Annotated in this window: 16 protein-coding genes; 8 read left to right on the top strand and 8 right to left on the bottom strand. The window is 48.4% G+C overall.

Annotated elements, in window-relative coordinates; genetic code table 11:
* Positions 1-2: 2 nt before the first annotated feature.
* The gene (pmbA, locus tag DQN52_RS06900; protein WP_032827642.1) at positions 3-1,331 is read right to left on the bottom strand and encodes a metalloprotease PmbA; all 1,329 of its coding nucleotides are present in this window, start codon (positions 1,329-1,331) and stop codon (positions 3-5) included.
* A gap of 144 nt (positions 1,332-1,475) precedes the next feature.
* Between pmbA and yjgA the strand changes: the two genes are divergently transcribed.
* The 5 genes from yjgA (at position 1,476) to DQN52_RS06875 (ending at position 6,625) form a co-directional block, all read left to right on the top strand.
* Positions 1,476-2,000: a ribosome biogenesis factor YjgA gene (gene yjgA, locus DQN52_RS06895; protein ID WP_003786126.1), complete on the top strand. Its 525-nt coding sequence runs from the start codon at positions 1,476-1,478 to the stop codon at positions 1,998-2,000.
* Positions 2,001-2,037: 37 nt separating this feature from the next.
* Complete coding sequence (locus DQN52_RS06890) at positions 2,038-2,868, top strand: substrate-binding periplasmic protein (RefSeq protein ID WP_003786124.1); 831 nt, start codon at positions 2,038-2,040, stop codon at positions 2,866-2,868.
* A gap of 112 nt (positions 2,869-2,980) precedes the next feature.
* Positions 2,981-4,072 (top strand): tRNA 2-thiouridine(34) synthase MnmA, encoded by a 1,092-nt coding sequence (gene mnmA / locus DQN52_RS06885; RefSeq protein ID WP_003786122.1) that lies wholly within the window; start codon positions 2,981-2,983, stop codon positions 4,070-4,072.
* A 17-nt stretch (positions 4,073-4,089) separates the two neighbouring features.
* Entirely contained in the window at positions 4,090-5,724 is a 1,635-nt protein-coding gene (locus tag DQN52_RS06880; protein WP_003786120.1) for an NAD(P)-binding protein, read from the top strand.
* A gap of 52 nt (positions 5,725-5,776) precedes the next feature.
* A complete protein-coding gene (locus DQN52_RS06875) occupies positions 5,777-6,625 on the top strand; it encodes a glycosyltransferase family 2 protein (RefSeq protein WP_003786119.1) in 849 nt (282 codons plus the stop codon).
* 65 nt (positions 6,626-6,690) lie between these two features.
* Here DQN52_RS06875 and DQN52_RS06870 read toward each other — a convergent pair whose 3' ends face one another.
* The 7 genes from DQN52_RS06870 to DQN52_RS06835 form a co-directional block, all read right to left on the bottom strand.
* Positions 6,691-7,416: an SDR family oxidoreductase gene (locus DQN52_RS06870; RefSeq protein ID WP_003786118.1), complete on the bottom strand. Its 726-nt coding sequence runs from the start codon at positions 7,414-7,416 to the stop codon at positions 6,691-6,693.
* A 29-nt stretch (positions 7,417-7,445) separates the two neighbouring features.
* A complete protein-coding gene (gene hpnE, locus DQN52_RS06865) occupies positions 7,446-8,726 on the bottom strand; it encodes a hydroxysqualene dehydroxylase HpnE (protein WP_003786116.1) in 1,281 nt (426 codons plus the stop codon).
* On the bottom strand, positions 8,723-9,574 hold the full coding sequence (gene hpnD / locus DQN52_RS06860; protein ID WP_032827641.1) for a presqualene diphosphate synthase HpnD: 852 nt from the start codon (positions 9,572-9,574) through the stop codon (positions 8,723-8,725). The genes hpnE and hpnD overlap by 4 nt, the downstream gene beginning before the upstream one ends.
* A gap of 252 nt (positions 9,575-9,826) precedes the next feature.
* Positions 9,827-10,519: a phosphoglycolate phosphatase gene (locus DQN52_RS06855; RefSeq protein WP_003786112.1), complete on the bottom strand. Its 693-nt coding sequence runs from the start codon at positions 10,517-10,519 to the stop codon at positions 9,827-9,829.
* On the bottom strand, positions 10,516-11,559 hold the full coding sequence (locus tag DQN52_RS06850; RefSeq protein ID WP_003786111.1) for an NAD(P)H-dependent flavin oxidoreductase: 1,044 nt from the start codon (positions 11,557-11,559) through the stop codon (positions 10,516-10,518). Before DQN52_RS06850 ends, DQN52_RS06855 begins: the two co-directional genes overlap by 4 nt.
* A 64-nt stretch (positions 11,560-11,623) precedes the next feature.
* Positions 11,624-12,574, bottom strand: a complete 951-nt coding sequence (gene ttcA / locus DQN52_RS06845; RefSeq protein WP_003786110.1) for a tRNA 2-thiocytidine(32) synthetase TtcA — start codon at positions 12,572-12,574, stop codon at positions 11,624-11,626.
* Between the two features lie 194 nt (positions 12,575-12,768).
* Positions 12,769-13,170: a Spy/CpxP family protein refolding chaperone gene (locus DQN52_RS06835; protein ID WP_032827640.1), complete on the bottom strand. Its 402-nt coding sequence runs from the start codon at positions 13,168-13,170 to the stop codon at positions 12,769-12,771.
* 75 nt (positions 13,171-13,245) lie between these two features.
* On the opposite strand from DQN52_RS06835, the gene rpe reads away from it, so the two are divergent.
* The 3 genes from rpe to DQN52_RS06820 all read left to right on the top strand — a co-directional run bounded on the left by rpe (position 13,246) and on the right by DQN52_RS06820 (position 15,010).
* A complete protein-coding gene (rpe, locus tag DQN52_RS06830) occupies positions 13,246-13,920 on the top strand; it encodes a ribulose-phosphate 3-epimerase (RefSeq protein ID WP_003786108.1) in 675 nt (224 codons plus the stop codon).
* 40 nt (positions 13,921-13,960) lie between these two features.
* Entirely contained in the window at positions 13,961-14,707 is a 747-nt protein-coding gene (gene rlmB, locus DQN52_RS06825) for a 23S rRNA (guanosine(2251)-2'-O)-methyltransferase RlmB (RefSeq protein ID WP_003786107.1), read from the top strand.
* A 63-nt stretch (positions 14,708-14,770) separates the two neighbouring features.
* Positions 14,771-15,010 carry a Fis family transcriptional regulator gene (locus tag DQN52_RS06820; RefSeq protein WP_003786106.1) on the top strand — a complete coding sequence of 80 codons (240 nt, stop codon included), beginning with the start codon at positions 14,771-14,773 and terminating at the stop codon, positions 15,008-15,010.
* Positions 15,011-15,128 lie beyond the last annotated feature (118 nt).

The raw sequence follows: 15,128 nt of genomic DNA, 5'->3' as shown, positions 1-15,128 counted from the left end.
GGTTATGCTCCTGCTACCGTCATTTTGTCTAACCAAATTGAGCCGATTTTGCTACCACTACGGCGCAAAGAATCATCGGCAACGCCTGCAATGCCGCGCAACATATCATGCAGGCTGCCTGCAATCGTGATACCCGAAACAGGGTAAGCAATCACGCCATTTTCCACCCAAAATCCTGCTGCGCCACGCGAATAATCGCCTGTGAGCATATTCACACCCTGCCCCATGAGTTCGGTAATCAACAAGCCTGTTCCCATGTCGCGCAACAAAGCAGCCTGCGAATCGTGCGTGTGGCTCAAATGCAAATTGTGTGCGCCGCCTGCGTTGCCTGTGCTTTGCATGCCCAGTTTACGCGCAGAATAGCTGCCCAAGAAATAGCCCTGCACCACACCATTTTCAATCACAAAACGCGGCTGGGTGGCAACGCCTTCGCTATCAAAATAGGTGCTACCCAAAGCGCGTGGAATGTGTGGCTCTTCGCGCAAATGCAAGTGCGTGGGTAAAATCGTCTTGCCCAAACTATCGCACAAAAAACTGGTTTGACGATACAACGCCGAGCCACTTAATCCGCCAACCAAATGTCCGATTAAACTGCCTGACACAGTCGTATCCAGCACAACAGAGTAGCTACCTGTGGCAATGCTTCGCGCATTCAGGCGACTAACCGTGCGTTGAGCGGCAATGCGTCCAATTTGTTCTACGCTGTCCATTTGTGCAGCATCGCAATCGCTGTCGTACCAATAATCGCGCTCCATACCCGCAGCATCGGCGGCAACCAAACTGCACGAAATACTGTGGCATGTGCCGCGTTGATGCTGACAAAAGCCGTGCGTGTTGGCATACACAAATTGATAGTGCGATGTGCTGACATTTGCGCCATCGGAATTTTGAATCCGCGCATCAAAGTCCAAAGCAGCCTGCTCGCATTGCTTGGCAAGTTCAACCGCTTGTTTGCTGCTTAATTGCCATTCGTGGTATTTGTTTAAATCGCCAATGTGTTGCGCCATTAAATTGGCATCAGCAAGACCCGAGCAATCGTCTTCGGCGGTGTATCGCGCAATCGCACAAGCAGCCTGCACCGTGTCGGCAATGGCTTGGGGTGACAAATCGGCGGTGCTGGCACGTCCTTTGCGTTGTCCCACATACACCGTAATATCCAAAGATTTATCTTGTTGATGTTCAATTTGTTCGATGTCTTGCAAACGCACTTGCACACTTTGTCCGAGTGATTCGCTTAAATCCACTTCGGCGGCGGTTGCACCATTGAGCTTGGCAAGTTGCAGCACCGTTTCGGCGGTTTGACTTAAATTGTGAGCAGAATGTTGAAACATAAAATCGCTTATGTGATAGAAAAAAAGTGACTTCATTGTAGCCTTTTTTCATCACAATTTGGCGGTTTGCAAGATGAAAAACTTAAAGGATTGTGTAAAGTTTGTTATTATTACGTCATTTTTCAAACGAATTTAAAGCACATCATGGAACAGCAAGAAGAATGGGTAAGCAAAACCCAAAAGAAAAAGCAAATGGACGAACTGCAAGATTTGGGCATGGAATTGACCAATCTATCGTCTGAAACGCTCAAAAAATTGACTTTACCCGAAGATTTATATGAAGCGGTGCGCGAATACAAAAAAATCACGTCCAACAGCGCAGTCAAACGCCAACGCCAATACATTGGACGCTTAATGCGCGATATTGACCCGACACCAATCCGCGAATTTTTAGCCAAACTAAAAGGCGACAACCAAGCGCACAATGCGTTTTTGCAACGTGTGGAACAAGCCCGAACGCGCTTGTTAGCAAACGATGACGCGCTCACACAATTTATCGCTGATTACTCACACGCCGATGCCAGCAGCCTGCGAACTTTAATCCGCAATGCGCGTAAGGAAGCGGAACAAAACAAACCGCCCAAAAATTTTCGTGCGCTGTATCAAGAAATTAAATTGGTTATGGACGAAACAGTTACACAATCCGATGATAGCGGCTTAATTGAATAATGCCTATCCAAAGCAAAGTAAATAAAAGGTTATTTGAATGGGATATCAAAAAAGACAACGCTCTAAATCAAAATATAATCAAAATAATCGCAACACGGTGCGAGCCTTGCTTTTATTATTGCTGCTTTTAACGCTTACATACGCGTGGCTACAATGGCAAGAAAAACACAAAGAAAACGAACCCGTGTCTTTGGCGCAAGAAGAAGTAGTACACAAGCCTTTGTATTGGGCAGTTGCACGGCCTGCCTATCCGCCTTTTACCGAGCGTGGCGCACAAGGCGAAATGATTGGCATGGACGTGGAATTGTTGCAGGCGATTGCCGAACAAAGCGGCATCGAAATCACCATTCGCCCGCAAGAATTAAACGGTTTGCTCCGCAGTTTGGACGCAGGCAGTGCCGATATTGTGATTGGTGGCATCAACATCACGCCCGAGCGCAGACAGCAATATTTGTTTACGCGTCCTTATCTGACGGGGAAATGGGCAGTTTTGTCACAAAACAAATTAAGCAACTGGGGGCAATTATCAGGCAAAACCATTGCCGTCACCGATGGCGCATTGGCTGAAACTTATGCGCAAACTTTTAGCAATGTTCAGCCAGCCCGTGTCAGCAGCTTGTATTTAGGCATAAATGCGGTACAGAAAAACAATGCCTATGCCATTTTGGATAGCGATGTGGTGCTAAAACATTATCAGCAAGCCAATCCCGACTGGTATTTGCTAGCCCAGCCTGGTGGTGAAACGCTTGCCTTTGCGTTTGCAGTCAAAAAAGACAATGTTTTATTGAAGAAAAAACTGGACGCTGGTTTGGCGGCGATTAAATCAACAGGTTTATATCAAGCAATTTTGGCGAAATATGGACAATAAGGTTTTGGCGTAAACAAAGTGCAGGCTGCTTTTTAACGGTTTTTATGCCGAAAAAGCAGCCTGCACTTTTGTGTTAAAATACGCCCACTTTTCTTTTATTTGGATAACAAAAATGCATGAAAATCAAAATATTATTGTCGGATTATCAGGCGGCGTAGACAGTTCGGTAACGGCTGCGCTGCTCAAACAAGCTGGCGCAAATGTGCGTGGCGTGTTCATGCAAAACTGGGAAGACGACAACAACGACGAATATTGCAGCATCAAACAAGATTCGCTAGACGCAATGGCAGTAGCAGATATTGTGGGGATTGATATTGATATTGTGAATTTTGCCGCGCAATACAAAGACAAGGTTTTTGCCTATTTTTTGCAGGAATATCAGGCAGGTAGAACGCCCAATCCCGATGTATTGTGTAATGCGGAAATCAAATTCAAATGTTTTTTGGATTACGCGATTGAGCAAGGCGCAGAAGCGATTGCGACTGGGCATTATGCGCGTAAACAAGTGCGCGACGGCGTGCATTATTTGTTGCGCGGATTGGATAATAATAAAGACCAAAGTTATTTTTTATACCGTTTGCAGCCATTTCAGTTGGAAAAAGCCTTGTTTCCATTGGGACATTTGGAAAAGCCAGAAGTGCGCCGTTTGGCGACTGAATTTAAATTGCCGACTGCGGCGAAAAAGGACAGCACGGGCATTTGCTTTATTGGCGAGCGTCCATTCCGTGAATTTTTGCAGAAATATTTGCCAACGCACAACGGCAATATGGTTACGCCCGAAGGCAAAATCGTGGGCGAACATTTGGGTTTGACGTTTTACACGATTGGGCAGCGCAAAGGTTTGGGGATTGGTGGCGCAGGCGAACCTTGGTTTGTGGTGGGCAAGAATTTGCCGAGAAATGAATTGATTGTGGTGCAAGGACATGACCACGAATTGTTGTACACGAAATCGCTGCAAATGCACGATTTAAGCTGGACGCTGCCTGAAAAACCGCAAGCAGAGCGTTACACTTGCAAAACGCGCTACCGCATGGCAGACGCGGCGTGTGAATTGCGTTATCTTGATGAACATACGGCGGAATTGTGGTTTGATGAACCGCAATGGGCGGTTACGCATGGGCAATCGGCGGTGTTGTATGACGGCGAAATTTGCTTGGGTGGTGGCGTGATTACGGCTACCGATAAGCCTTTGATTATTTTGTAAACCAAAGCAGCCTGCACATGAATCGCCGCGAATTTTTGCTTCAATCTGCGCTTTGGACAACGGTGGCTTCCGCTTCGTGGCTGGGCTATCGCTATTTGAATCGCCTGCCCACTGTGTCGCTGGACAAAGTGGGCTTGCCGCTGGCACACGCGCTGCGCGATGCCCAGTTGCCGCTTGCGCCTGCGCATGAACACGATTGCGATGTATTGATTTTGGGCAGCGGTGCGGCGGCGTTGTCGGCGGCATGGTATTTGGCGAAAAATGACCAGCCTAACTTTTTGATTGCAGAAGGATTTGATCGCAACGGCAACAACGCTGCCTATGCGTTTTCAAGCAGCCTGCACGCTCCAACTGGCGCACATTATTTGCCACAGCCCTCTGCCGAAAGTTCGTTTGTGCGCGAAATGTTGGCGGATTTGGCGATGATTCAGGGCTACGACGCTGCTGGCAACCCTGTTTACCACGAAACCGATTTGGTACACGCGCCCGATGAGCGTGTTTGGGTAAACGGTACTTGGCAAGATGGTTTACTGCCCCAACGCGATGCCGATTCGGTGCGCTTTTTTCAATTTATTCAGCAGATTAGCCATGCAGTTGGCACAGACGGGCGCAAGGCGTTTGCCATGCCTGTGGCGTTGAGTTCGCAAGACGAACAATGGCGCAAATTGGACACGCTCACGTTTGCCGATTGGCTCAAACAGCAGGCATATCAATCGCCTAACTTATTGTGGTATTTGGATTATTGTTGTCGTGATGATTATGGACAAGGCATCGCACAGGTGTCAGCGTTTGCAGGTTTGCATTATTTTGCTGCGCGTGGCAACGAAAATGCGGCGGTTTTGACTTGGGCAAGTGGCTTAAATCATCTGTCAGAAAAAATCCGCCAATTCATTGGTTTACAAGAATTGCCGCAGTTTCCCAATACGCAGCAATGGGCGTTTAAGCAGCCTGCAAGTGTACCAGCCGTTGCGCTGCGTATTCAAGAGCGCGATGATGTGGTTGAAGTAACGCTGCGCCACACGCAATCGGGCGACACGCGGTTGGTTCGCGCCAAAAAAGTGATTTGCGCCATGCCGTTGATGGTTGCCAAGCGTGTGGTGCAAAATGCCGAGCGATACGGCTTTTCCGCGCACAATCCCTTGCTCGAAAGCGCACCTTGGTTGGTTAGCCAGTTTGTGTTGCACCAGTTTCCAAACGAGCCTGCCAAAACCGAGTTGGCGTGGGACAATGTGGTGCAGCATTCGCGTGGTTTGGGCTATGTGGTTGCCACGCACCAAGCGATTCGCGTTGCCAAGCCCACGCAAACGATTTTTACGGCTTATGCCGCGCTCAACCACGATACGCCAGCCAATGTGCGCCACGCCCTACTCGCTGCCGAACCGCGTGATTTGTTGGACATTGCCGCGCAAGATTTGCTGACGGTGTATGGCGGCAAACGCTTTTGGCAACACGTTTCACACGTTCACATCACGGCGCGAGCGCATGCGATGGCGGTGCCGCAAGTGGGCTATTTGAGCCAGCCTTTGTATCACGCCTTGCGCCAACATCGGTCGCGCTTGCTGTTTGCACACAGCGATATGAGTGGCTATTCGGTGTTTGAAGAAGCGGCTTATTGGGGTGTGCAGGCTGCTTTGGCGGTTTTGGATAAGTAAAAAGCAGCCTGCACTTTTTGTTTACATACAACTTAACAATAGAGAAGAGACGATGATAACTCATTCACCAGTAGTTTCTATTATTACTCCATGCTACAACAGCACGAAATACGTTCACGAAACCCTGTCCAGCCTATCGGCACAGACCTTTACTGATTTTGAAATCATCGCCATGGACGATGGTTCTAGCGATGACACGTTGGCAATTTTGCAAGCCTACGCCCAACATGAGCCACGTTTAAAAATCTACACACAAAGCAATCAAGGACAAGCTGGCGCACGACAAAACGCGATTGCTCATGCCACAGGCGAATATTTGCTATGCGTGGATTCGGACGACAAATTAAGCCCCAACGCGCTAGAAAAATTTGTACAAGCCGCTCGGACGCATCAGGCAGATATTGTCTCTTCAAATCATCAATTATTTGGGCGAAAAAGTACGTCTATTATCCATATGTCATTCAATTTAAAACGCTTGTTGTGGGTTAATTGTATTTTAATGACCGCATTGCTTCGGCGCGACAAATTTATAGCCGCAGGCGGTTTTGACGCCAATTTGCGCTGTTTTGAAGATTGGGAACTGTGGATTAACCTAATCAAACACGGAGCAAAAGTCCACCACATTCCCGAAGTGCTGTTTTTCTATCGCCAACGCGAAGACTTGACTTCGGTTACAGATACCACCACGCAATACGAAAACGAAGCCACCGCTTATATATACAATAAGCACCGTCAATTTTATAGCGAACAAGGCATTAATTTGTACTACGTTTTTCACGATGCCTATTCGTGCTATGAGAAAAAGCGCAGCCACTATGCCAACCCATTGCGCCGCTGGTTTTACAAAACCTTTAAACCGAAAAAATATCAGCAAATTTATGCTAGATACGATTTGTTATAAAAAAGCAGCCTGCAATTTTGTTCAATAAACAAAAAGTGCAGGCTGCTTTGTTTTAATTTTCACGTTTACAAATACACAATCTCGCCAGACCGTCCACGGCTTTCTTTGCTCAACCACCACACAAAATCGGGCGTGATGTCGGTCATATTTTTGCGCTCGGCAGCGGTTTCGCCTGGGTGCGTTTTAATGCGTTGTGGCGAATTGATACGCCCTGGCACAAGCACATTGGCGCGTAAATGCTCAAAACGCTCCCATTCATCGGCAGCCACTTGACACAAATAGTTCAACGCCGCTTTGGACGCGCCAAATCCGCCCCAATATGCCTGCGGTTTTTCGCCATGACTTTCGCCAACAAAAATCACCGAAGCATCGTCAGACGCTTTCAACATCGGCAACAAGGCGCGGCTCAATGCCATGGGCGCAACTGTGTTGATGCGATATTGATTGACCCATTCGTCCACCGTTTGAAAATCCAACGGCGACAAGGCATAAAAATAGCTAGCGCAATGCACAATGCCGTCCAATTTGCCACCTGTGGCTTGGGCAATCGTGTCGGCAAGCTGGGTGAAATCTTTGTCTTGGGCGGGCATCATGTCAAACACCAAGGCAAATGGCTCGGGGCAGCCTGCATTCACAATATCGTCGTACACTTTTTCCAATTTCTTTTGGCTACGCGCCACCAAAATCACGGTTGCGCCTGCTTGAGCGGTGGCTTTTGCCACTTGCTCGCCCAAACCTTGCGATGCGCCTGTTACCAAAATCACTTTGTTTTGCAATGTTTTTTCGCTCATTTTGTTTACCTAAATCACATAAAATGACATTATCTTAACACAGATTGTGCTGCTGCTTGTCCACTCAACACCGCCGCTTCCAAAGTCGCTGGATAGCGCGAATGCAGCCAATCGCCAGCCAGCCAAATTCCACGCGCATTCAAATCGTGCATATCGGGCAGACTTCGGTTTACGCTGCTGGCAATGGTGGCGCGTTTTTCGGTAATCACTTGCTGGGCAATCGGCTCGCCTACATTCGGGCAAACACGCAACACGTCTTGATGTACCAATCTTGCCCAATCGTTTGCTGTGTGGTGCAGGCTGCTTTGGTCGGACACGCTAATCACGGCGGCAATTTCGTTTGCGCCGTTGATTTGCGTTCGGTCAATCAACCAATGTGCTGTGCCGTATGCAAAACCTGTCATCAACGCAGGCAGAGCGCACGGTTTTGCGTATTGTAAATACACGGTGGTAATCGCGTGATACTGTAATTTGTCTATCGCCGCGCGGACTGAATCACCCAAATCATCAGGCAACAGGGCTGGCAAGTGATACGGCGCGGTCGCCAAAATCGCTGCGTCAAATGTTTCGTTTTCTACCACGATTTTCGTATTGTCCAAACCGATTTTGCCGACTCGCGTTGCAGGCTGCCATGTTGCGCCCTGCCCGATTGCCCACTGCAACACGGGTTCGGCAAACACTTTGCCCAAATCATCGCGCGGAATTAAATAATCGCAGGCTGTCGTTTGATGACACCAAACGCTGTCTTCCAGCACATGACACAACACGCGCAAACTGGCGGTTTCCAAAGGCGTGTTCATGGTGCTCCACACCAGCGGTTGCCAAAATTCAGCTATCCATTTGGGCGATACTTTGTGTGCGGCGAACCACGATTGCACCGATTGGTCGGGTTGCGCTTGCGTGTACCATTTTTGCAATGCCAACATGGGTTGCAGCAACGCAACTTTTTCAAGCAGCCTGCACGATTTCGCGCTCCAGATCGTCCAAAACAATGCCAATCGCATAGGCAAGTTAAGCGGCATGGCAAACTGTGCGCCATCTGCCAAATACCATTGCAAGGGTTGGCGCACAAATGCTTGGTCAATATCCACGCCCACTTGTTGCAACAAATCCCACACGCCACGATACGCACCAATCAGCAAATGTTGTCCGTTGTCGGCAAATGAAAAAGGCGTGGCATTCACGCCACGCGCTCGCCCACCTGCCACGCGACTGGCTTCAAACAGCGTTACTTGGCAATGGGGCGCAAGATGAGCGACGGCGGAAAGTCCTGCCCAACCTGCGCCGATAATCGCTACTTTGCGCTTCACGGTTTAAACCCCAGCAACCACGTTTTGAGCGCGATTCGCATTTTGCGCGGATTGGGCAAACGGATTTTGTAGCGCAACACGTTTTGCAAGCCATCGCGTTCAATTTCCAATAGCAGCGCGTAATAAATACTGCCCATGATTAAGCCTGCTTTTTGCGCTTTTTGGTCTTCGCTGGGCAACAGGGCAACGGCTTGGCGATAAGTTTGCACGGCGCGTTCGTATTGAAACTGCATTAAGCGTTCAAATTCGGGCGTGATTTGGGCGGACAAAATGCTGTTGGCTGGGCAATTAAATTGCTGTAAATCGTCCATTGGCAAATAAATCCGCCCCATGCGTGCGTCTTCGCCCACATCGCGGATAATGTTGGTAAGCTGCAAGGCAAGCCCCAATTTTTCAGCATATTGCAAGGTTTGCGGATTGGCGTAACCCAAAATTCGCGCAATCAATCGCCCAACTACGCCTGCCACGCGATAGCAATAATATTGCAAATCGTCAAACGATTGATAGCGAACGTGGTGCAAATCCATTTCCATGCCGTTGATGATGTCTTCCAGTTCGTCTTGTGGCAAGGCAAACGCAGGTGCAACGCTTTGGAGTGCTTGGTTTACGGGGTGTTCGGGCGTGGCGTTGGCTTGATAAGCTTTGGCTAAATCTTGTCGCCACCAAAGCAAGGTTTGTCGCGCGACGTTGGCATCGCTGCAATCGTCCACCACGTCGTCCAATTCGCGGCAAAAGGCGTACAACACGGTCATGGCGTTGCGCCGTTCGGTTGATAAAAATTTAAAGCCTGCCAAAAAGCTAGAACCGCTTTTTTGAGCTTTGTCGTGGCAATATTCTAGGGGTGTCATGATGTGGTTTGTGTGCAAAATAATGGGCGCGATTGTAGCACAAAGTGCAGGCTGCTTTTTTAACTGCAAACTTCCATTAGATTTTCTGCGAAACAAGTGTTTCATCAGTCGTAAGGTGGGATTTATTCCACCAATTTACTCAACAGTTTTGGTGGGATAAATCCCACCTTACGCCAATTTTTAAGAAATTGAATAGGGACAAAAGCAGCCTGCATTTAATCAACCAAAAAAATGCAGGCTGCTTTTTCAGGTTTACGCGATTTGACGTGCAGCTTTGATTTGCTCGTAAATTTGCACCAACGACTGCACCACATAATCGGGCTTGGTATCGGCATGGCGCGACAGTTCTGCCATATCGCCATAACCAAAATCTACGCCTACGCTCGGGCAGCCTGCACTTTTTGCCGCCAGCATATCGTTGTGCGAATCGCCTACCATAAGCATATTTTCGGGTGCAACGCCCAATACATCTGCCACATACAACAATGGCTCGGAGCTGGGTTTGCGTTCGGGCAAGGTGTCGCCGCCCACCACAATGCTAAAATAATCGTTAAGCTGCAAATCTTTCAACAGCTTAACGGCTAGCATTTCGCTTTTGTTGGTGACAACGGCAAGCGGTAATTCCAACGAACGCAGCAAACCCAAAGCGGCTTCGGTTTCGGGATACGGGCGCGTGGCGTTGGCAATGTTGAGCGCGTAATGGCGCACAAACAGCGAATAGCCCTGCTCCCAAGTCGCTAAATCTGCCTTGCCATGATGATTGGCAGTCAGCGCACGATGTACCAACACGCTAATGCCATCGCCCACATAGCTTTGCACCACATCGCGTGGTAATTCGGGCAACTGCATGGCTTGGCGCATGGCGTTTGCCGATGCCGCTAAATCGGGCACGGAATCCACCAAAGTGCCGTCTAAATCAAATGCGACTGCTTGAATGTGTTTCATGCTGTTTCTCCCATTAGGTTTTGTATGATTTGCGCTGCGCTGCCTGTTTGGCAAAGTGGCGCGTTTTGTCCTGCCCAAAAGCTGTTAAATTCGTGGCAGCCTGCATTTTGCGCGGCTTGACGCAATGCCGCAAAATACACGCCAGCGAGCGGAAAAGGTAAGGCGTTGGGGTGCATATAGCCCAGTTCGCGCATCCATCGGGTTACAATGCCACGTGCACCACCGCCTGTAAAAATATTGCTGACTGCGGTGCAGGCTGCTTGTTCGCTTTGCAAATAGGCGCGATGAATCGGCGCGGTTAAGGCTTCGTCCGCCAACAAAAATGCCGTGCCACTTTGCACTGCTGCTGCGCCCAAAGCAAAAGCAGCCTGCACCGTAGCGCAATCAGCAATACCACCTGCCGCAATCACAGGTAAATCTACGGCGCGAACGATATTCGGCAACAAGGCAAACGTGCCGCTTTGCGTGGCAACATCGTCCTTATCCAAGAACCAACCACGATGTCCGCCTGCTTCCCAGCCTTGCGCGATAATGCCGTCTATGCTTTGCGCTGCCAAATAACGCGCTTCACGAACCGTAGTCGCGCTGGATAAGATTTTTGCGCCAGTCACCCGAACCGCGTCCAACAAAGGCGAACTGGGTAAACCAAAATGAAAACTGACCACCGCTGGACGATGTTTTGCCAACACAGGCAACATGGTTTCGTCAAACGGACGGCGCGTGTCTTGCAACGCCACTTGGCTTAAATCCACGCCTAATTCCGCGCAATAGGGCTGCAACGCGCTTTGCCAACGCACCACTTGTTCGGCAGATGGATTGGGTGTTTCGTGTGCAAAAAAATTGACATTAACAGGCGCATTGCCCACCGCTTGCCGAAACGTGCTTAATTGCGCGTCTAGCTGTTCGGGCGAATACATGGCGGCTGGTAGCGAACCCAGCCCACCTGCTTGACAAACCGCAATCGCCAGTTGCGCGTCTTGTGCGCCTGCCATTGGCGCTTGAATGAAACGATGTCGCAAAGAAGAAAGCAAAGTTTGCATGATGTTTTAGCCTTTTTTGTTTGGCGTGATAGAAAAAGCAGCCTGCATTTTTTAGTCGCTAAAATTATTGCCCACAACCACTTTTTGGTTTGTTACCCAAAATATTGATGACTTTGCGTGCAGGCTGCTTTTCGGCTGGCGCGTCATCGTCATCATCGCGCGTAGGCGTAAACGAAACGGTTTCGCTATCAAACGCCAAATCGCCGCCATGTTTGAGATTTTGACCGCGTTGCAATCCCGCAAAATCAAACAGCTCCGTATCCGCCAAATGAGATGGCACAACATTTTGCAATGCCGAAAACATACTCTCAATACGACCAGGGAAACGCCTATCCCAATCTTTCAACATATCGCCGATGACTTGACGTTGCAAATTCGGTTGCGAACCACACAAATTGCACGGAATAATCGGAAATTCCTTTAATTCCGCATACTTAATCAAATCTTTTTCCTTAACATACGCGAGCGGACGAATAACGATGTGTTCGCCATTATCCGACACCAATTTAGGTGGCATGGCTTTGAGTTTACCGCCATAAAACATATTCAAAAATAGGGTAGCAATAATGTCATCGCGGTGATGTCCGAGCGCGATTTTGGTGCAACCCAATTCTTTGGCGGTGCGATACAAAATCCCACGGCGCAAACGGCTACACAGCGAACAAGTGGTTTTGCCTTCTTCTAACACACGTTTAACGGTGGAATAAGTGTCTTCTTCCACAATTTTGAACGGCACGCCAATGCTGGTCAAATATTCGGGCAAAACGTGTTCGGGAAACCCCGGTTGTTTTTGGTCAAGATTGACGGCAATCAGTTCAAATTCAATCGGCGCGGACGCTTGAAGTTGGCGCAAAATATCCAACAGCGCATAGCTATCCTTGCCACCCGACAAGCAAACCATGATTTTGTCGCCATTTTCAATCATGTTGAAATCGTTAATCGCGTCGCCCACTGCATGACGTAGGCGTTTGTTTAATTTATTGTTTTCTAATTCGTTTTTGGTTTTTTTAGACATAGTGGTCAGCAATCAAAAATAAAGCGCGGATTATATAGTAAAATGAAATCGCAATGGTACGGCGTTGATAACGCTCTTATGTGCTATTTGCACACGGCGAGCGTTATCGCCTTGTCCCATTTTTATTTCATTTCACTATAACAAAAAGCAGCCTGCACAATTTAAGAAAAGTGCAGGCTGCTTTTGTGGTTAATTTAATGCTTAATACACAAATTCAGCCACATTTTTTGCTGTTCTGGCGTTAGGATTTGATACATATCGTGATAAAAGCGCAGTTCTTCCACCGTTTGCGCCATTTCATCAGCATAGCGTTCATACGCCACACGACGCGCGTACGTTGGGTCAAACATGCCTTTTTCGAACAAACCGCTCAATTCGATTCCGCCACGATTATTGCGAATTTCGCGCACAATGCGGTCACTTTCTGCTTTATAATGTTGGCGCAATAATTGCAACTGCACACGCTGTGGCACGCTCAATTTTAAAGTTCGTAAATCGCAATTTGGGCGAATAGAAAACGCTTCGGCTGGCACATGAGCAACCAACATTCCCGCGGCGCAAGCCACTGTACACAAACGAAAAGTGGACAAAATCATAGTGTGTGATTCCTTGGTTGAATAGTTTTGTTGCCGCATTTTAATGCGAATTATTTTCAAATATCAAAGGCTACTATGCAATATCGTATCGCTCCCAGCATTCTTTCTGCCGATTTCGCTCGTTTGGGCGAAGAAGTCCGCAATGTTATTGCCGCAGGCGCAGACTTAATCCATTTTGATGTGATGGACAACCATTATGTCCCCAACCTAACCTTTGGCCCGATGATTTGCGCGGCATTGCGTCCACACGCCACCATGCCGATTGACGTACATTTAATGGTAGAACCTGTTGATGACATGATTAACGCGTTTTTACACGCAGGCGCAGACATCATCACATTCCACCCAGAAGCCAGCAAACACATTGACCGCAGCCTGCAACTGATTAAAAACGCAGGCAAACAAGCAGGTTTGGTGCTCAATCCTGCCACGCCTATTCACATTTTGGAACACGTTTTGGATAAGCTAGACATGGTTTTGTTGATGTCGGTGAACCCTGGTTTTGGCGGACAAGCGTTTATTCCGCACACGCTGGACAAATTGCGCCAAACGCGCCAGCTGCTCGATGCGTATCAGGCGCAAACAGGACGACGCATCGCGCTAGAAGTAGATGGTGGCATCAAAACCGACAACATCGCCCAAGCCGCCCAAGCTGGTGCGGATACGTTTGTGGCAGGTTCGGCAATTTTTGGTGCCGCAGACTACGCGCAAGTGATTCAACAAATGCGTGATGAATTGAGCAAAATTTAAAAAGCAGCCTGCACTTTTGTTACACAAATAGAAAGAATTTATGTCCAACCAAAGATTGATTTACGGCTTTCACGCCATCAACGCCCGTTTGTGGCAAAACCCCAAATCCATTACCGAATTGTATGTATTGGAAAACAAAGCCGACGCACGCACACGCGAAGTATTGGAAAAAGCCGCAGCAGAAAACGTCAAACTGCATTTTGCCGACCAAGACCGCTTGAATACAATGGCAAAAGGCGCACGACATCAAGGCGTGGTTGGCTTTATTGACGCGTCTAAAAACCACGTTCATTTGGAAGACGTGTTGGACAACTTGCGCGAACCTGCCTTTTTGCTGGTGCTGGACGGCATTACCGACCCACACAATTTGGGCGCGTGTTTGCGTACTGCCGATGCCATGGGCGTGCATGCCGTGATTGCGCCCAAAGACAAAAGCGCAGGTTTAAACGCCACCGTGAGCAAAGTCGCGTGTGGCGCAGCCGAAACTGTGCCGTATATTACCGTAACCAATTTGGCGAGAACTCTGCGCGAACTCAAAGAATGCGGCATTTGGGTAGTCGGCACAGACATGGGCGGCGATGCCGATTTGTTCCATTACGACATTCCGCAATCGGTGGCGTGGGTCATGGGCAACGAAGGCGACGGCATGCGCCGTTTAACGCGCGAACATTGCGATGCGCTGGTGTCTATCCCCATGTTTGGTACAGTGGAAAGCATGAATATTTCCGTATCGGCTGGCATGGTGTTGGCAGAAACGCGCCGCCAACGTACGATGCAATCCGCTTAAACTTGTGCAAAAAAGTGTAAAAACCGTTACAATCCGCGCCTAATCATTTTTTCACGATTTGTTATGCACCACGTTCCTGATATTTCCGATTGCATCACGCAGAATTTAAACCAGTATTTCCACGACCTTGACGGCGAAACACCATCGGGGATTTACGACATGGTGCTGTTTCAAGTAGAAAAACCGCTGTTGCAGCGCGTGATGCAAGAATGCGGTGGCAATCAATGCAAAGCCGCCGATATGCTGGGCTTAAACCGCAACACCTTGCGTAAAAAATTAGTACAACACGGCTTACTGTCGTAAAGACAAAGCAGCCTGCACATTATTTGGAATATTCAAAATGTGCAGGCTGCTTTTTGATTTTTATTTTTTTAAAAGGATTGATGCTCATGGAATTTTTATTTTGGTTCATAGTCGGCAT

Origin of the sequence: Kingella kingae, from assembly GCF_900475905.1 — a bacterium.
GTDB classification, from domain to species: domain Bacteria; phylum Pseudomonadota; class Gammaproteobacteria; order Burkholderiales; family Neisseriaceae; genus Kingella; species Kingella kingae.
The sequence above is the reverse complement of the archived record's forward strand: the minus strand, read 5'-3'. Positions and strand labels throughout refer to the sequence as shown.